Source organism: Streptomyces sp. NPDC050625 (assembly GCF_040654755.1).
GTDB lineage: Bacteria > Actinomycetota > Actinomycetes > Streptomycetales > Streptomycetaceae > Streptomyces.
In genome coordinates, this window is the sequence record NZ_JBFAIQ010000001.1 from 104218 (window position 1) to 120054 (window position 15837).

Annotated in this window: 19 protein-coding genes; all 19 read left to right on the forward strand. The window is 67.9% G+C overall.

Going from position 1 to position 15837, the window contains the following annotated elements; genetic code table 11:
• Positions 1-15: 15 nt before the first annotated feature.
• The 19 genes from rplF to AB0I54_RS00640 all read left to right on the forward strand — a co-directional run bounded on the left by rplF (position 16) and on the right by AB0I54_RS00640 (position 15802).
• Entirely contained in the window at positions 16-555 is a 540-nt protein-coding gene (gene rplF, locus AB0I54_RS00550; protein ID WP_363293652.1) for a 50S ribosomal protein L6, read from the forward strand.
• 3 nt (positions 556-558) lie between these two features.
• Complete coding sequence (gene rplR, locus AB0I54_RS00555) at positions 559-942, forward strand: 50S ribosomal protein L18 (protein ID WP_145886665.1); 384 nt, start codon at positions 559-561, stop codon at positions 940-942.
• A gap of 39 nt (positions 943-981) precedes the next feature.
• A complete protein-coding gene (rpsE, locus tag AB0I54_RS00560) occupies positions 982-1587 on the forward strand; it encodes a 30S ribosomal protein S5 (RefSeq protein WP_009190144.1) in 606 nt (201 codons plus the stop codon).
• Positions 1587-1769, forward strand: a complete 183-nt coding sequence (gene rpmD, locus AB0I54_RS00565) for a 50S ribosomal protein L30 (RefSeq protein ID WP_095748087.1) — start codon at positions 1587-1589, stop codon at positions 1767-1769. Before rpsE ends, rpmD begins: the two co-directional genes overlap by 1 nt.
• Positions 1770-1771: 2 nt before the next feature.
• Positions 1772-2227, forward strand: coding sequence for a 50S ribosomal protein L15 (gene rplO, locus AB0I54_RS00570; RefSeq protein WP_023547373.1), 456 nt, complete (start codon positions 1772-1774; stop codon positions 2225-2227).
• Positions 2228-2416: 189 nt separating this feature from the next.
• Entirely contained in the window at positions 2417-3730 is a 1314-nt protein-coding gene (secY, locus tag AB0I54_RS00575) for a preprotein translocase subunit SecY (RefSeq protein ID WP_363293653.1), read from the forward strand.
• Positions 3730-4395: an adenylate kinase gene (locus tag AB0I54_RS00580; RefSeq protein WP_363293654.1), complete on the forward strand. Its 666-nt coding sequence runs from the start codon at positions 3730-3732 to the stop codon at positions 4393-4395. The genes secY and AB0I54_RS00580 overlap by 1 nt, the downstream gene beginning before the upstream one ends.
• 98 nt (positions 4396-4493) lie before the next feature.
• Positions 4494-5330, forward strand: coding sequence for a type I methionyl aminopeptidase (map, locus tag AB0I54_RS00585; RefSeq protein WP_363293655.1), 837 nt, complete (start codon positions 4494-4496; stop codon positions 5328-5330).
• A 303-nt stretch (positions 5331-5633) separates the two neighbouring features.
• Positions 5634-5855: a translation initiation factor IF-1 gene (infA, locus tag AB0I54_RS00590; RefSeq protein ID WP_003948620.1), complete on the forward strand. Its 222-nt coding sequence runs from the start codon at positions 5634-5636 to the stop codon at positions 5853-5855.
• A gap of 61 nt (positions 5856-5916) precedes the next feature.
• A complete protein-coding gene (rpmJ, locus tag AB0I54_RS00595) occupies positions 5917-6030 on the forward strand; it encodes a 50S ribosomal protein L36 (RefSeq protein ID WP_003998809.1) in 114 nt (37 codons plus the stop codon).
• A gap of 190 nt (positions 6031-6220) precedes the next feature.
• Positions 6221-6601 (forward strand): 30S ribosomal protein S13, encoded by a 381-nt coding sequence (gene rpsM / locus AB0I54_RS00600; RefSeq protein WP_030811707.1) that lies wholly within the window; start codon positions 6221-6223, stop codon positions 6599-6601.
• A 65-nt stretch (positions 6602-6666) separates the two neighbouring features.
• Positions 6667-7071 carry a 30S ribosomal protein S11 gene (rpsK, locus tag AB0I54_RS00605; RefSeq protein WP_003956432.1) on the forward strand — a complete coding sequence of 135 codons (405 nt, stop codon included), beginning with the start codon at positions 6667-6669 and terminating at the stop codon, positions 7069-7071.
• A 146-nt stretch (positions 7072-7217) separates the two neighbouring features.
• A complete protein-coding gene (locus AB0I54_RS00610; RefSeq protein ID WP_003966937.1) occupies positions 7218-8240 on the forward strand; it encodes a DNA-directed RNA polymerase subunit alpha in 1023 nt (340 codons plus the stop codon).
• Positions 8241-8431: 191 nt separating this feature from the next.
• The gene (rplQ, locus tag AB0I54_RS00615) at positions 8432-8944 is read left to right on the forward strand and encodes a 50S ribosomal protein L17 (protein ID WP_363293656.1); all 513 of its coding nucleotides are present in this window, start codon (positions 8432-8434) and stop codon (positions 8942-8944) included.
• 92 nt (positions 8945-9036) lie between these two features.
• On the forward strand, positions 9037-9903 hold the full coding sequence (gene truA, locus AB0I54_RS00620; RefSeq protein WP_363293657.1) for a tRNA pseudouridine(38-40) synthase TruA: 867 nt from the start codon (positions 9037-9039) through the stop codon (positions 9901-9903).
• A 235-nt stretch (positions 9904-10138) separates the two neighbouring features.
• Positions 10139-11716 carry a glycosyltransferase family 2 protein gene (locus tag AB0I54_RS00625; protein ID WP_363294336.1) on the forward strand — a complete coding sequence of 526 codons (1578 nt, stop codon included), beginning with the start codon at positions 10139-10141 and terminating at the stop codon, positions 11714-11716.
• Positions 11713-12714, forward strand: a complete 1002-nt coding sequence (locus AB0I54_RS00630; RefSeq protein WP_363293658.1) for a glycosyl hydrolase — start codon at positions 11713-11715, stop codon at positions 12712-12714. Before AB0I54_RS00625 ends, AB0I54_RS00630 begins: the two co-directional genes overlap by 4 nt.
• Positions 12711-14282 (forward strand): hypothetical protein, encoded by a 1572-nt coding sequence (locus AB0I54_RS00635; protein WP_363293659.1) that lies wholly within the window; start codon positions 12711-12713, stop codon positions 14280-14282. The genes AB0I54_RS00630 and AB0I54_RS00635 overlap by 4 nt, the downstream gene beginning before the upstream one ends.
• The gene (locus AB0I54_RS00640) at positions 14279-15802 is read left to right on the forward strand and encodes a glycosyltransferase family 39 protein (protein ID WP_363293660.1); all 1524 of its coding nucleotides are present in this window, start codon (positions 14279-14281) and stop codon (positions 15800-15802) included. Before AB0I54_RS00635 ends, AB0I54_RS00640 begins: the two co-directional genes overlap by 4 nt.
• Positions 15803-15837: the final 35 nt, after the last annotated feature.

Genomic DNA, 15837 nt, shown 5'->3' on the forward strand with positions numbered 1-15837 from the left:
ACGGAGGAAACAGCTATGTCGCGTATTGGCAAGCTCCCCATCACGGTTCCCGCCGGCGTGGACGTCACCATCGACGGCCGTACGGTCGAGGTCAAGGGCCCCAAGGGCTCGCTGACCCACACCGTCGTCGCGCCGATCGACATCGTCAAGGGCGAGGACGGCACCCTCCAGGTGACCCGCCCGAACGACGAGCGTCAGAACAAGGCCCTGCACGGCCTGTCCCGCACGCTGGTGGCGAACATGATCACCGGCGTGACCCAGGGTTACGTGAAGAAGCTCGAAATCAGCGGTGTCGGTTACCGCGTGACGGCCAAGGGCTCGAACCTCGAGTTCGCGCTCGGCTACAGCCACCCGATCGTCGTCGAGGCGCCCGAGGGCATCACCTTCAAGGTGGAGACCCCGACCCGCTTCCAGGTCGAGGGCATCGACAAGCAGAAGGTCGGCGAGGTTGCGGCCAACATCCGCAAGCTGCGCAAGCCCGACCCGTACAAGGCCAAGGGCGTCAAGTACGAGGGCGAAGTCATCCGCCGCAAGGTCGGAAAGGCGGGTAAGTAAGCCATGGCATACGGGCAGAAGATCCTCAAGGGCGACGCCTACAAGCGCGCCGCGATCAAGCGCCGTCACATCCGGATCCGCAAGCGGATCTCCGGTACGGCGGAGCGTCCCCGTCTGGTCGTGACCCGCTCCAACCGCCACATCGTGGCGCAGGTGATCGACGACCTCAAGGGCCACACCCTGGCGTCCGCGTCCACCCTGGACGCGTCCGTCCGCGGTGGCGAGGGCGACAAGTCCTCGCAGGCCAAGCAGGTCGGCGCCCTGGTCGCCGAGCGTGCCAAGGCCGCCGGTGTCGAGGCTGTCGTGTTCGACCGTGGTGGCAACCAGTACGCCGGGCGCATCGCCGCCCTGGCGGACGCCGCCCGCGAAGCCGGGCTCAAGTTCTGAGCCTGCCGTAGCTAGCGGAAAAAGAGAGAGGTAATTCCAATGGCTGGACCCCAGCGCCGCGGTGGCGGTGCCGGTGGCGGCGAGCGGCGGGACCGGAAGGGCCGTGACGGCGGCGCTGCTGCCGCCGAGAAGACCGCGTACGTTGAGCGCGTTGTCGCGATCAACCGCGTCGCCAAGGTTGTGAAGGGTGGTCGTCGCTTCAGCTTCACCGCGCTGGTCGTGGTGGGCGACGGTGACGGCACCGTGGGTGTCGGTTACGGCAAGGCCAAGGAGGTGCCGGCCGCCATCGCCAAGGGCGTTGAGGAGGCCAAGAAGCACTTCTTCAAGGTCCCCCGGATCCAGGGCACCATCCCGCACCCGATCCAGGGTGAGAAGGCTGCCGGCGTCGTGCTGCTCAAGCCCGCGTCCCCCGGTACCGGTGTTATCGCCGGTGGTCCGGTGCGTGCCGTGCTCGAGTGCGCCGGTATCCACGACGTGCTGTCGAAGTCGCTCGGCTCCGACAACGCGATCAACATCGTGCACGCGACCGTGGAGGCCTTGAAGGGCCTGCAGCGTCCCGAGGAGATCGCGGCCCGCCGTGGTCTGCCGCTCGAGGACGTCGCTCCCGCGGCTCTGCTTCGTGCGCGTGCCGGGGCTGGTGCGTAATGGCGCAGCTCAAGATCACGCAGACGAAGTCGTACATCGGCAGCAAGCAGAACCACCGTGACACCCTGCGGTCGCTTGGTCTCAAGGGGATCAACACCGTGGTCGTCAAGGAGGACCGCCCCGAGTTCCGCGGCATGGTGCACACCGTCCGCCACCTCGTGACGGTCGAGGAGGTCGACTGATCATGGCGGAGCAGAACCCGCTCAAGATCCACAACCTCCGTCCCGCCCCGGGCGCCAAGACCGCCAAGACCCGTGTCGGTCGTGGTGAGGCGTCGAAGGGTAAGACGGCCGGTCGTGGTACCAAGGGCACGAAGGCCCGTTACCAGGTTCCGGAGCGCTTCGAGGGTGGCCAGATGCCGCTCCACATGCGCCTCCCGAAGCTGAAGGGCTTCAAGAACCCGTTCAAGACCGAGTTCCAGGTCGTGAACCTCGACAAGCTGGCCGCGCTCTACCCCGAGGGTGGCGAGGTCACGGTCGAGGGTCTGGTGGCCAAGGGTGCCGTTCGCAAGAACAGCCTCGTCAAGGTCCTCGGCCAGGGCGAGATCTCCGTGGCGCTGCAGGTGACGGTCGACGCCGTCTCCGGCTCCGCCAAGGAGAAGATCACCGCCGCGGGCGGTACGGTCACCGAGCTCGTCTGATTCTTTCAGGCGCCTCGATGACGTAGACGAATCCCGACCGGGGATACCTCACAATGGGGTATCCCCGGTTGGTCGTTCCGGGGGAGGCAGTGTCGCCGGTAAGGTGGCCTGCACTGTTCTTTTTCTGTATCCGTCGAACCTCAAGACCGTCACCCTTGACGCAGTTGCGCGGGGGTCGCAGGAGGCACCGTGCTCACCGCGTTCGCCCGGGCGTTCAGGACGCCCGACCTGCGCAAGAAGCTGCTCTTCACGCTGGGCATCATCGTGGTCTACCGGGTCGGTACCCACATCCCGATCCCCGGCGTCAACTACCAGGCCGTCCAGCAGTGTGTGAAAGAGGCGTCAGGCAACCAGGGCCTCTTCGGTCTCGTCAACATGTTCAGCGGTGGTGCGCTGCTGCAGATCACCGTCTTCGCGCTCGGCATCATGCCGTACATCACGGCCAGCATCATCCTTCAGCTGCTGACCGTCGTGATCCCGCGCCTCGAAGCCCTCAAGAAGGAGGGCCAGGCCGGTACGGCGAAGATCACGCAGTACACCCGTTACCTGACCGTGGCGCTCGCCATCCTGCAGGGCACCGGCCTCGTCGCCACCGCCCGCAGCGGCGCGCTGTTCAGCGGGTGCACCGTCGGGGGCAGCATCGTCCCGAACCGGGACATCTTCACCACCATCACCATGGTCATCTGCATGACCGCCGGTACGGCCGTCGTCATGTGGCTCGGTGAGCTGATCACCGACCGCGGCATCGGCAACGGCATGTCGATCCTGATGTTCATCTCGATCGCCGCGACCTTCCCGTCCGCGCTGTGGGCCATCAAGAAGCAGGGCACCCTGGCCGGCGGCTGGATCGAGTTCGGCACGGTGATCGCGGTCGGTCTGGTCATGGTCGGCCTGGTCGTCTTCGTCGAGCAGGCGCAGCGGCGCATCCCGGTCCAGTACGCGAAGCGCATGATCGGCCGGCGCTCGTACGGTGGTACGTCCACGTACATCCCGTTGAAGGTGAACCAGGCGGGTGTGATTCCTGTCATCTTCGCGTCGTCGCTGCTGTACATCCCGGCGCTGGTGGCTCAGTTCGCCGGGGGCAAGTCGGGCTGGAAGACCTGGGTCACGCAGAACCTGACCAAGGGCGACCACCCGATTTACATCACCATGTACTTCTTGCTGATCGTGTTCTTCGCGTTCTTCTACGTGGCGATCTCCTTCAACCCCGAGGAAGTCGCCGACAACATGAAGAAGTATGGTGGCTTCATCCCGGGCATCCGGGCTGGCCGACCGACCGCTGAGTACCTCAGCTACGTGCTCAACCGGATCACCTGGCCGGGTTCGCTGTATCTGGGTCTGATCGCTCTCGTACCAACGATGGCGTTGGTTGGCTTCGGGGCAAGCCAGAACTTCCCGTTCGGCGGGACCAGCATCCTGATCATCGTGGGTGTGGGTCTTGAGACGGTGAAGCAGATCGAGAGCCAGCTCCAGCAGCGCAATTACGAAGGGTTCCTCCGCTGATGCGTATCGTCCTCGTCGGACCGCCGGGTGCCGGTAAGGGAACGCAGGCTGTTCGCCTTGCCGAGAAGCTGCACATCCCGCACATCTCCACGGGCGACCTGTTCCGCGCCAACATCAGCCAGCAGACGGAGCTCGGGAAACTCGCGAAGTCCTACATGGACGCCGGAAACCTCGTCCCGGACGAGGTCACCATCGCCATGGCCAAGGACCGCATGGAGCAGCCGGACGCCGAGAACGGCTTCCTGCTCGACGGCTTCCCGCGCAACGTCTCGCAGGCGGAGGCGCTGGACGAGCTGCTCAAGACCGAGGGAATCAGGCTCGACGCCGTGCTGGACCTCGAGGTTCCCGAGGACGAGGTGGTCAAGCGCATCGCCGGCCGCCGTATCTGCCGCAAGGACTCCAGCCACGTCTTCCACGTGACGTACAGCCCGCCGAAGAAGGACGGCGTCTGCGACGTCTGCGGCGGCGAGCTGTACCAGCGCGACGACGACTCCGAGGACACCGTCCGCAAGCGGCTGGAGGTCTACCACACGCAGACCGAGCCGATCATCGACTACTACAAGGCGCAGGGACTGGTCGTCACGATCTCCTCCCTGGGCCCGGTGGACGAGATCACGCAGCGGGCGCTGGAAGCGCTCAAGCGTGACAAGGACGACGAGAAGTAGTTCTCGGGCCGTTCCGGCCGCGGTGCCCCCTCGGGTGCCGCGGCCGTACTGTTGTGTACGTAACCGGTTGACGTGAGTGACGGAGAGCGCAGGCCCCCATGGTGCAGATCAAGAGCCCCGAGCAGATCGCGAAGATGCGTGCGGCGGGGCTGGTGGTCGCCGCGATCCACGCGGCCACGCGGGAGGCGGCGGTTCCCGGGGCCAGCACCAAGGATCTGGACGAGGTCGCCCGCAAGGTGCTCGCGGAGAACGGCGCCAAGTCGAACTTCCTCGGTTACGGCGGCTTCCCCGCGACGATCTGCACCTCGGTGAACGACGTGGTGGTCCATGGCATCCCGTCCGAGAAGGTCGTCCTCAAGGACGGCGACATCATCTCCATCGACTGCGGCGCGATCGTCGACGGCTGGCACGGTGACGCGGCCTACACGGCCTTCGTGGGCTCCGGTCACGCTCCGGAGCTGGTGGAGCTGTCCCGGGTGACGGAAGAGTCCATGTGGGCCGGTATCGCCGCGATGAAGCAGGGCAGCCGACTGGTCGACGTCTCCCGTGCGATCGAGACGTACATCCGCCGCCAGCCGAAGCCGGGCGGCGGCCGTTACGGGATCATCGAGGACTACGGCGGCCACGGCATCGGCACCGAGATGCACATGGACCCGCATCTGCTGAACTACGTCGACCGCCGCCGCGGCAAGGGTCCCAAGCTGGTCCCCGGCTTCTGTCTCGCCATCGAGCCGATGGTCTCCCTCGGCACCCCGAAGACCGAGGTCCTGGAGGACGACTGGACGGTCATCACGACCGACGGCACCTGGTCCTCCCACTGGGAGCACTCGGTGGCCCTGACATCGGAGGGCCCCCTGGTCCTCACGGCCCCCGACGGCGGCAGGGCGAAGCTCGCGGAGTACGGCATCACGACGGCCCCGGACCCGCTGGCCTGACGCCGGCCGAGCCCACGACCGCCGGTCGGAGGCCGGCGTCGAGGATTCGTCGACCGGACGGTCATCACGACCGACGGCACCTGGTCCTCCCACTGGGAGCACTCGATGGCCCTGACATCTGAGGGCGCGCTGTCCTGAACTCGCGGCGTAATGATCTGTCCCGTTGGGCAGGCTTCCACGATTCGTGTTTCCAGGTGCGCTGACGTAGACTGACTCGTCGGCTCCCGTGCATCCGCATGTCCGCGTGCGTCCGTAAGGGAAAGTGGGGGAGTCGATCAAGGTAGTCGATTCGAAGGGCGAAGCGTGGCCAAGAAGCAAGGTGCCATCGAGATCGAGGGCACTGTCGTCGAGTCTCTGCCGAACGCCATGTTCAAGGTCGAGCTCCAGAACGGCCACCAGGTCCTGGCACACATCAGCGGCAAGATGCGCATGCACTACATCCGCATCCTCCCTGACGACCGGGTCGTGGTGGAGCTGTCTCCGTACGACCTGACGCGTGGCCGGATCGTCTACCGCTACAAGTAGATCTTGCCCACGTCCCGTGTGAGCGGGACCGCCGGCAACTGACCCGGAGAACCTCACACCCATGAAGGTCAAGCCGAGCGTCAAGAAGATCTGCGACAAGTGCAGGGTGATCCGCCGTCACGGTCGGGTCATGGTCATCTGCGAGAACCCGCGCCACAAGCAGCGCCAGGGCTGACGCACGACCGATCCCTCTGCACAATTCGCAGAGATTCGCGCGACGCAAGCTGAATATGTTCATACGCAGGACCCAGGCGAGCGATCGCCTGACACCCCCGGCTCGGAGGCCGGGGACCCAGTTCGTACCTCGTACGGCGACTGGGAGCCGGTTCTGCGGAAGACCTCCGAAGATCACCAGGAGCCATTGAATGGCACGCGTTTCCGGTGTTGACATCCCGCGCGAAAAGCGCGTGGAGGTCGCCCTCACCTACGTGTTCGGCATCGGCCGGACCCTCTCGCAGGAGACGCTGGCTGCGACCGGCGTCGACCCGAACACCCGCGTTCGTGACCTGAGCGAAGAGCAGCTGGTCGCGATCCGCGAGTACGTCGACAACAACATCAAGACCGAGGGTGACCTCCGTCGCGAGATCCAGGCCGACATCCGCCGCAAGGTGGAGATCGGTTGCTACCAGGGTCTGCGTCACCGTCGCGGTCTGCCCGTCCGCGGTCAGCGCACCAGCACCAACGCTCGTACCCGCAAGGGCCCGCGTCGCGCCATCGCCGGCAAGAAGAAGCCGGGCAAGAAGTAGTCCGCAGCGGACACCTGTCCACGGTCTTCGCTGTAGGACCGACCACCTCCCGTAGGAGTTTGTAGATGCCCCCCAAGGGTCGTCAGGGCGCTGCCAAGAAGGTGCGCCGCAAGGAAAAGAAGAACGTCGCTCACGGCCACGCGCACATCAAGAGCACGTTCAACAACACGATCGTCTCCATCACGGACCCGTCCGGCAACGTGATCTCCTGGGCCTCCGCCGGCCACGTCGGCTTCAAGGGCTCCCGGAAGTCCACGCCGTTCGCCGCGCAGATGGCCGCCGAGTCGGCTGCCCGCCGCGCCCAGGAGCACGGCATGCGCAAGGTCGACGTGTTCGTGAAGGGCCCGGGTTCCGGTCGTGAGACCGCGATCCGCTCCCTGCAGGCCACGGGCCTCGAGGTCGGCTCCATCCAGGACGTCACCCCGACCCCGCACAACGGCTGCCGTCCGCCGAAGCGTCGTCGCGTCTGACCTCGCTCCGACAGGGCATTGCGGGCGGTACGGCTCCACCAGGGGCCGTATCGCCCGTACCCTTGCAGTACCCGCACCTTTCACGGGTGCGGTTTCCGTCGGACGTCAAATAGCGGGCGTCCACGAAAGAAGGATCTGATCCACACATGCTGATCGCTCAGCGTCCCTCGTTGACCGAAGAGGTCGTCGACGAGTTCCGCTCCCGGTTCGTGATTGAGCCGCTGGAGCCGGGCTTCGGCTACACCCTCGGCAACTCCCTTCGCCGTACCCTCCTCTCGTCGATCCCCGGCGCTGCTGTCACCAGCATCCGCATCGACGGTGTCCTGCACGAGTTCACCACCGTGCCGGGCGTCAAGGAGGACGTCACCGACCTGATCCTCAACATCAAGCAGCTGGTCGTCTCCTCGGAGCACGACGAGCCGGTCGTGATGTACCTGCGCAAGCAGGGTCCGGGTCTGGTCACCGCCGCCGACATCGCGCCCCCGGCCGGTGTCGAGGTGCACAACCCCGACCTGGTCCTCGCCACGCTCAACGGCAAGGGCAAGCTGGAGATGGAGCTGACGGTCGAGCGCGGCCGCGGCTACGTCTCCGCCGTGCAGAACAAGCAGGTGGGCCAGGAGATCGGCCGTATCCCGGTCGACTCCATCTACAGCCCGGTGCTGAAGGTCACGTACAAGGTCGAGGCCACGCGTGTCGAGCAGCGCACCGACTTCGACAAGCTGATCGTCGACGTCGAGACCAAGCAGGCGATGCGTCCCCGTGACGCCATGGCCTCCGCCGGCAAGACCCTGGTCGAGCTGTTCGGTCTCGCCCGCGAGCTGAACATCGACGCCGAGGGCATCGACATGGGCCCGTCCCCGACGGACGCCGCCCTTGCCGCGGACCTCGCTCTGCCGATCGAGGAGCTGGAGCTCACCGTTCGGTCCTACAACTGCCTCAAGCGTGAGGGCATCCACTCCGTGGGTGAGCTCGTTGCCCGCTCCGAGGCCGACCTCCTCGACATTCGTAACTTCGGTGCGAAGTCCATCGACGAGGTCAAGGCGAAGCTGGCCGGCATGGGCCTGGCCCTGAAGGACAGCCCGCCCGGATTCGACCCGACCGCTGCGGCGGACGCGTTCGGCGCCGATGATGATGCTGACGCCGGTTTCGTGGAGACCGAGCAGTACTGATTCGGCTGCCGGTTCGTTGTGGCCGGTCGCGCCCACGCGGCGGAGCCGCATATGGGCAGAGCCCCGCGCCCCTCGGGGCGCGGATCCTCCGGGTGTCTGAAGAGGCACCCGGATCTTCGACGGGCAACCGCCCGCTCGGATACTGACCCCGGTACCTGACACGGCCGGGGCAGACACACAGGAGAAGAACCATGCCGAAGCCCACCAAGGGTGCCCGTCTGGGCGGCAGCGCCGCGCACGAGAAGCTGCTCCTCGCGAACCTCGCGAAGTCGCTGTTCGAGCACGGTCGTATCACCACCACCGAGGCGAAGGCCCGCCGCCTGCGCCCGTACGCCGAGCGTCTGGTCACCAAGGCGAAGAAGGGTGACCTTCACAACCGCCGTCAGGTGCTCCAGGTGATCACGGACAAGAGCATCGTGCACACGCTCTTCACCGAGATCGGCCCGCGCTACGAGAACCGTCCGGGTGGCTACACCCGCATCACCAAGATCGGTAACCGCCGTGGCGACAACGCGCCCATGGCTGTCATCGAGCTGGTCGAGGCGCTGACGGTGCAGCAGAAGGCCGTGGGCGAGGCCGAGGCCGCCACCAAGCGTGCGGTCAAGGAGGCCGAGGAGGTCAAGGTCGAGGAGACCAAGGCCGACGAGGTCGTCGAGGACGCCGCTCCGGTCGAGGCCGCTGCCGAGGAGTCCAAGGACGCCTGAGGCTCTGCCTTGCGGTGAACGGGTCCGCCCCCTTTGGGGGGCGGGCCCGTTCCACGTTTCTGAACAGGACGCAGCCCTGAGAGGATCCAGGGGTGAGTGACGAAGTACAGCCCGGCCACGTCCGTATCCGCCTCGACCTGTCCTACGACGGCTCGGACTTCCACGGCTGGGCCAAGCAGGCCGGCGGCAGGCGGACCGTGCAGGGGGAGATCGAGGACGCGCTGCGCACGGTGACCCGCTCGGGGGGCAGGACGTACGAGCTGACCGTCGCCGGGCGGACCGACGCCGGAGTGCATGCCCGGGGCCAGGTCGCGCATGTCGATCTGCCCGAGCAGGTCTGGCGCGAGCACCACGAGAAGCTGCTCAAGCGGCTCGCCGGGCGGCTGCCCAAGGACGTACGGGTGTGGGCCCTCAGGGAGGCGCCCAGTGGCTTCAACGCACGTTTCTCGGCGGTCTGGCGGCGCTATGCGTACCGGGTCACCGACAATCCCGGCGGTGTCGACCCGCTGCTGCGGGGCCATGTCCTGTGGCACGACTGGCCGCTCGACGTGGACGCCATGAACGAGGCCGCCCGGCAGCTCCTCGGGGAGCACGACTTCGCCGCCTACTGCAAGAAGCGCGAGGGTGCGACCACGATCCGTACGCTGCAGGAGCTGAGCCTGGTGCGCGGGGGCGACGGGGTCATCACCGCCACCGTCCGGGCCGACGCCTTCTGCCACAACATGGTGCGCTCGCTGATCGGGGCGCTGCTGTTCGTGGGGGACGGGCACCGGGCGCCCGACTGGCCGGGGAAGGTGCTCGCGGCGGGGGTCCGGGACTCGGCGGTGCATGTCGTACGGCCGCACGGGCTGACCCTGGAAGAGGTCGGCTATCCCGCCGACGAACTGCTGGCCGCGCGGAACAAGGAGGCGCGGAACAAGCGGACGCTGAGCGGGGCGAGCGGCTGTGAGACCTGTTAGTTATCTGTATTTTGCAAGAATATAACGGGCTTATAGGGACTTAACCGGCGTAAGTCACTTGTCTCCCCTTACGTCGCTCTTACCATTCGGTTAGTCTTGCCCTATGCGACCCCGTGTTCGATTCGGGGTCGTTTTTGGTGGGGGTAACACGGGTCGTCGGGCCCGGAGGGTAGGAATGTCATCCATTGACTCTGCCCGCATGGCCGACACGGCCGGCGCCGGGGGGCGCAGGGCCATGCGGCACGGAGGACGGCGTGGCGGTGCCGAGGGGGCACCGCTGGGGCTGCTGCCCGCGCCTCCCTCGCATGCGGAGAAGTACTCGTACGTCAAGCGGCGCCTGTGGGTGCTGACGCTGGCGTCGATCGTCAGCTTCGGCTGTCTGACCGTCAGCCAGGTCGCGCTCGCCAAGGCCTCGCCGCTCACCTGGATCTTCGCGCCGCCGCTGTTCTTCACGGTCGTCTACTACCTGGTATCGCTGCGCGTCAACGGCTTCACCAGGGACTTCGACTTCGACCACCACCAGCGGCTGGTGCGCGGCTGGCGGCCCGCGGTCTACCCGAGCGTCGATGTCTTCCTGCCCGTGTGCGGGGAGCCGATCGAGGTGCTGCACAACACCTGGACCCATGTGCGGCAGCTGGCCGACCGCTACCCGGGGACGTGTGTGCCCTTCGTGCTGGACGACGGTGCCAGCCCCGAGCTGGAGGCGATGGCACGCGACTTCGGCTTCCGCTACGGGGTCCGGGAGAACCGCGGCTGGTTCAAGAAGGCCGGCAACCTGCACTTCGGGTTCGGCCAGTCCGACGGCAAGTACGTCCTCATTCTCGACGCCGACTTCACCCCGCGCTCCGACCTCCTGGAGGAGCTGCTGCCGTACATGGAGGCGGACGAGGGCATCGGGATCGTGCAGTCCCCGCAGTACTTCCGGGTCCTCGACTCGCAGAACTGGATCGAGCGGGGCGCGGGCGCGGTCCAGGAGCTCTTCTACCGGTCCGTGCAGGTGTCCCGGCAGAACAGCGACGGGGCGATCTGCGTGGGTTCCTGCGCCATCTACCGGCGGGCGGCCCTGGAGACCAACGGTGGTACGACCCTCATCGAGCACTCCGAGGACGTGCACACCGGATTCGATCTGCGCGGGCTCGGCTGGGACCTGAAGTATGTGCCGGTCGCGCTGTCGACAGGCGTGTGCCCGGACACCGCCGGGGCCTTCTTCAACCAGCAGTACCGCTGGTGCTCGGGCTCGATGTCGCTGCTCGGCAGTAAGAAGTTCTGGGACGCGCAGATACGTTTCTCCAGCCGTCTCTGCTACATGTCCGGCTTCTTCTACTACATCCACACGGCGCTGTTCACCTTCTTCGCGCCGCTCGTGCCCATCGTGCTGCTGCTGACCAGCCCCGAGATGCTCCAGGTCAGGCATCTGGTGTGGGTGCTGCCCAGCATCCTCTACACCACCGTCATCTTCCCGATGTGGCACAAGGCGCCCTACCGGCTGGAGGCCTGGTCGGCGCGGATGATGTACGGCTGGGCCCATGTCTTCGCCATCTGGGACATCCTGCGCAAGCAGCGGATGGGCTGGCAGCCGACCGGCTCCAAGGGCGCCAAGAAGAACAAGACCCGGCGCTTCTGGCTGGGGCTGTGGATCTGGGGCGGCGGGACCGCCGCGGTCTGGGTCGGCGCCGCCGTGTACCGGCTGTTCACCGGCTTCCCGCCGGACTTCGCCCTCGTCCTTTCCTCCGGGCTGTTCTATGCGCTGGTCGTGGCCCGCGCGCTGATCCAGCCCAAGGAACACCGTGTCCTCGCAGGTGACGCAGCATGATCCGAAGATTTCTCCGCCCCCTCGCCCTGGCCCTGCTGACCGCGACGGCAGCCTCCGGCTGCGGTCTGCTCGGGGGCTCCGACGACCCGGCCGCCGACGCCGCCCGTGAGCCGTCCGCCTCCGCGACGGCGCAGCAGCGGCTGCCGTACGACGTCAAGCCGCTGCTGCACCCGAAGAAGGAGTACTTCGGGGTCGCCGTCGACGGCGCGCCCAGCTCCATGAAGCCCGTGGACGCCTTCGCGAAGACCGTCGGCAAGAAGCCGAACATGGTCGGCTCCTACTCCGCCTGGGGCGACGGCTTCAACGCCCGGGGCGCGCGGAACGTGTTCGGCGACGGCGGGCTGCTGTATGTGTCCTGGGAGCCGTTCGAGCCCGGGCTCGACAAGATCGCCGACGGGTCGCAGGACACGTACATCAACAAGTACGCGAAGAGCGTCCGCGAGACGAACGTCCCCGTCGCGATCAGCTTCGGGCACGAGATGAATGGTCACTGGTACCCGTGGGGGACCAAGGACACCACGGCCGCGACCTTCGTGAAGGCCTGGCGGCACATCCACGACGTCTTCCAGGACGTCGGCGCCACCAACGTGATCTGGGTGTGGAGCCCGAACGTCGTCAACCCGGTCCCGGCCGTGAAGCTGAAGCCGTACTGGCCCGGTGACGCCTACGTCGACTGGGTCGGCATCGTCGGCTACTGGTCCACGACCGGCGCCCACACCTTCGACACCCTCTACGGGCCGACCCGGCGCCAGGTGGCCGCGTTCACCGACAAGCCGGTACTGATCAGCGAGACCTCGGCGGAGCCAGGGCAGCGGCGGCGCGCCGATGTGCGCGGACTGCTCAAGGGCGTCCAGCAGGACGACGACGTCATCGGCTTCCTGTGGTTCAACATCCCCAAACGGGCCGACTGGCGCATCCAGAGCAGCCCGCTCGCCCTGGCCGAGTTCAAGCGTCTCATCGCGGACGATGCCTTCGGATTCGAGGTGCCGCGTTCATGAGCACGCCCCCCTACGGGCAGGGCCACCAGCAGTACCCGCCGTACTACGGCGCCCAGCAGTACTACGACGAGCACTACTACGGCGGCGGCCAGCAGCAGACGTACGACCCCCGCGTCTCCTACGCCGCCGACCCCGAGGACCCGGACGCCGACTACTACGTCCCGCACTACACCGTCCTCGAACCCGAGCCGGAGCCCGAGCCCGGCTATGTGCTGCCCGAGGTCCCGGTGTCGGCCTGGTCGGTGGACAACAGCCGCTCGGCGTGGATCAGCCGCGGCGCGCTGCTGCTGATCCTGCTGGTGCAGGCCGGGCTGTCGTACCGGCTCGACGGGAGCGCCTTCGCCCAGGAGGCCAAGTTCCTGCTGTCCGACGGGCCCGTGTCGGGCGTGCTCGCCGGCACCGGTCTCGCCGGGGCCCGGACGCTGAGCCTGGTCTGGGCCCTGGGGGCGACGGCCCTGGTGTTCGGCGCGACCCGGCTGCTGTTCAACGCGCGCGCCGGTCTCGCGGCCGCCGCCATGTACTCCGTGCTGGAGTCGACCGCCTTCACCGGCCGCTACGCCTCCCTGCACTCCCTGTCGCTGTTCCTGCTCGCGGCGGCCCTGTGGCTCTTGGCCAAGACCCGGCAGGCGGGCCCGGCGGCCGTGCTGCTCGCGGCACCCTTCGCCGCGCTGGCGCCGTTCGCCGCCTACTCGGCCGCGCTATATCTTCCGGCGCTGACCGTGCTCGCCGTACTGACCGCCTACCGCTTCCGCGGCGCCGGTGCGCTCGTGCGTGGCGCGCTGTTCGCGGTGGCCACCGGCGCCCTGTGCTTGGCGGGCGTGAGGCTGCACGGTATGCCGCACGGCTGGAACGCACACGCCATGGACGGCCCGGCGGGCCTGCTGAAGGACAGCGCCGAGTGGGGCGGCCTCGTCCTGCTGGTCGCCGTGATCGGTGCCGTCGGCTACGCCCGGCGGGCCCGCATGGGCGAGATGCCCTGGGCCGAGGGCGAGGCCCCGGGCCCGCTCCGCAGATCGGCCCTGGGCCTGACGATGTGCGCCACCGCCCTGCTCGCCCCGCTCTACCAGGCCTGGCTCGGCAACGGCAGCTCGCTCCACATCCACCTCGGCTTCGGCCTGCTCTTCGCGGTGCCGATGGCGGGCCTGGGCGTCTCGCGGATGATGGGCGCCCACTTCCGGTACCCGCAGATCGGCATCATGATCTACGTCGCCGCGCTGGTCGTCGGCATGGCGCAGACCCGTGACCTGTACCGGCCGCCGGACTCGGCCAGCATGATCGGCGCACTGCGCCCGGTGGTCGACGCCAGGGGCAGCTATCTGACCGACGACCCGGAGATCTCCGCGTACTACCTACGCGCGCAGACCGAGCCCGGCCAGTGGCACCCGGCACCGCGGGGCACGGCCCTCGCGGCCGCCGTGAAGAAGGGCTCGTACGACGCGATCGTGCTGCGGGCCGCCACCGTGCCCGAGCAGCTGCGCGGCGCCGAGCACTACCGGCTGCTGGCCGTGCTCGGGCCGTCCGGCGAGGACGCCGGGCAGGCGCCGTACCGGATCTGGGTGAAGCGATGACGACGAACACGCAGACGGCACCGGCTCCCGCGGAGCCCGGCGGCCGCCGGGCGAGCAGACGCCAGTCCGGCGGCAAGGGCTCCGCGCTGCTCGTCTTCACGCTGCCCACCCTGCTCGCGCTGGCCTGTGTGCTGCCCGGTCTCGGGCAGCGGCAGCTGTGGCGCGACGAGCACGCCACCTGGTGGGCGTCCACGCTGTCCTGGCACTACCTGGGCCGGCTGATCGACAACATCGACGTCGTCTTCACGCCGTACTACGCCTCCATGCACCTGTGGATCGCGGTGGCCGGCGACTCCCCGGCCGCGCTGCGGCTGCCGGGGGCGCTGGCCATGGGGATCTCGGCCGGTCTGGTCGGTCTGATCGGGCGGCGGATGTTCGCGGTGCGCACCGGGCTGCTCGCCGGACTGCTGTTCGCGGTGGTCCCGGCGATCACGCGATACGGCCAGGAGACCCGGCCGTACGCCTTCGCGACGCTCTTCGCCCTGCTGGCCACGCTGTTCCTGCTGCGTGTGCTGGACCGGCCGAGCCTGAAGGGCTGGACGCTGTACGCGCTGGCGGTCGCGGCCACCGGTTTCGGCCACCTGGTCGCGATGTCGGTGCTCGCCGGGCACCTGGGGCTGGTGATCCTGGCCAGGCGGCGCGGCGACCGCATCGCGCACTACGCCTTCGCGGGCGCCGCGCTGCTCGGCCTGTCGATCACCTTCCCGATGGTGGCGCAGGGTACCGGGCAGAGCGGCCAGATCGCCTGGAACACCACCACGACCCAGGACCTGCTCGACTTCCCGGAGACCCTGTTCGGCTCGTGGATCACGGGCGGCGCGGTCATGGCCGTCGGCGTGCTCGGCCTGCTGCTCGCCCGCCGGTACGCCGTACTGCTCGGGGCCTGGGCGGTACTGCCCCCGGTCCTCACCTTCCTGACCGCCGACCAGCTCCACCTCTTCCTGCCGCGCTATCTCCTGTTCACCATCCCGGCGTGGACGCTGCTGGTGGCCGCGGCCGTCACCCGGCTCGCCGGGCGGCTCGACCCGCAGGCCCGCAGGGGCGCGGGAGCGCAGGTCTTCGGCGGACTGCTGGTGACCGCGGTCGCGGCGGCGTACGCCTTCGTCGCCTGGCCGGGCATCGGTGGCGCGAAGAAGGACCTGCCGATGGAGCCGGACTACCGGGCCGCGGCGAACGTCGTCGCGGCGGGGGAGAAGCCCGGCGACGGGATGGTCTTCAACGGCGGAATGTCGGAGCGCCGGGCCATGGCGTACGAACTGAGGGACCGCAAGGCGCCCCTGGACGTGCTCATGGAGTGGACCCCGCAGCAGAACGGCTCGTACGGCGCCAGCGAGTGCAAGCGCCCGGCCCGCTGTCTGAAGGGCGTCGGGCGGCTGTGGCTGATCTCCACGATCAGCGACGGGCGCCCACTGCTCACCGGCATGGACGAGAAGACGGCGGCCGTGCTGGAGAAGGACTTCGAGACCGTGCGCACGGTCAGGCTGAACCACGTCGTGGTGCGGGTGCTGGAGCGCAGGTAGCGGCAGCACACGAGCGCAGAGACGCAGAGAACCGC

What these genes read in the sequence shown, in the direction of transcription:
- rpmJ (WP_003998809.1), top strand. Translation starts at nt 5,917, where the DNA reads ATGAAGGTCAAGCCGAGCGTCAAGAAGATCTGCGACAAGTGCAGGGTG.
- rpsK (WP_003956432.1), top strand. Translation starts at nt 6,667, where the DNA reads ATGCCCCCCAAGGGTCGTCAGGGCGCTGCCAAGAAGGTGCGCCGCAAG.
- AB0I54_RS00630 (WP_363293658.1), top strand. Translation starts at nt 11,713, where the DNA reads ATGATCCGAAGATTTCTCCGCCCCCTCGCCCTGGCCCTGCTGACCGCG.
- rpmD (WP_095748087.1), top strand. Translation starts at nt 1,587, where the DNA reads ATGGCGCAGCTCAAGATCACGCAGACGAAGTCGTACATCGGCAGCAAG.
- AB0I54_RS00610 (WP_003966937.1), top strand. Translation starts at nt 7,218, where the DNA reads ATGCTGATCGCTCAGCGTCCCTCGTTGACCGAAGAGGTCGTCGACGAG.
- map (WP_363293655.1), top strand. Translation starts at nt 4,494, where the DNA reads ATGGTGCAGATCAAGAGCCCCGAGCAGATCGCGAAGATGCGTGCGGCG.
- AB0I54_RS00635 (WP_363293659.1), top strand. Translation starts at nt 12,711, where the DNA reads ATGAGCACGCCCCCCTACGGGCAGGGCCACCAGCAGTACCCGCCGTAC.
- rpsE (WP_009190144.1), top strand. Translation starts at nt 982, where the DNA reads ATGGCTGGACCCCAGCGCCGCGGTGGCGGTGCCGGTGGCGGCGAGCGG.
- rpsM (WP_030811707.1), top strand. Translation starts at nt 6,221, where the DNA reads ATGGCACGCGTTTCCGGTGTTGACATCCCGCGCGAAAAGCGCGTGGAG.
- rplF (WP_363293652.1), top strand. Translation starts at nt 16, where the DNA reads ATGTCGCGTATTGGCAAGCTCCCCATCACGGTTCCCGCCGGCGTGGAC.
- rplO (WP_023547373.1), top strand. Translation starts at nt 1,772, where the DNA reads ATGGCGGAGCAGAACCCGCTCAAGATCCACAACCTCCGTCCCGCCCCG.
- AB0I54_RS00640 (WP_363293660.1), top strand. Translation starts at nt 14,279, where the DNA reads ATGACGACGAACACGCAGACGGCACCGGCTCCCGCGGAGCCCGGCGGC.
- rplR (WP_145886665.1), top strand. Translation starts at nt 559, where the DNA reads ATGGCATACGGGCAGAAGATCCTCAAGGGCGACGCCTACAAGCGCGCC.
- rplQ (WP_363293656.1), top strand. Translation starts at nt 8,432, where the DNA reads ATGCCGAAGCCCACCAAGGGTGCCCGTCTGGGCGGCAGCGCCGCGCAC.
- AB0I54_RS00625 (WP_363294336.1), top strand. Translation starts at nt 10,139, where the DNA reads ATGCGGCACGGAGGACGGCGTGGCGGTGCCGAGGGGGCACCGCTGGGG.
- AB0I54_RS00580 (WP_363293654.1), top strand. Translation starts at nt 3,730, where the DNA reads ATGCGTATCGTCCTCGTCGGACCGCCGGGTGCCGGTAAGGGAACGCAG.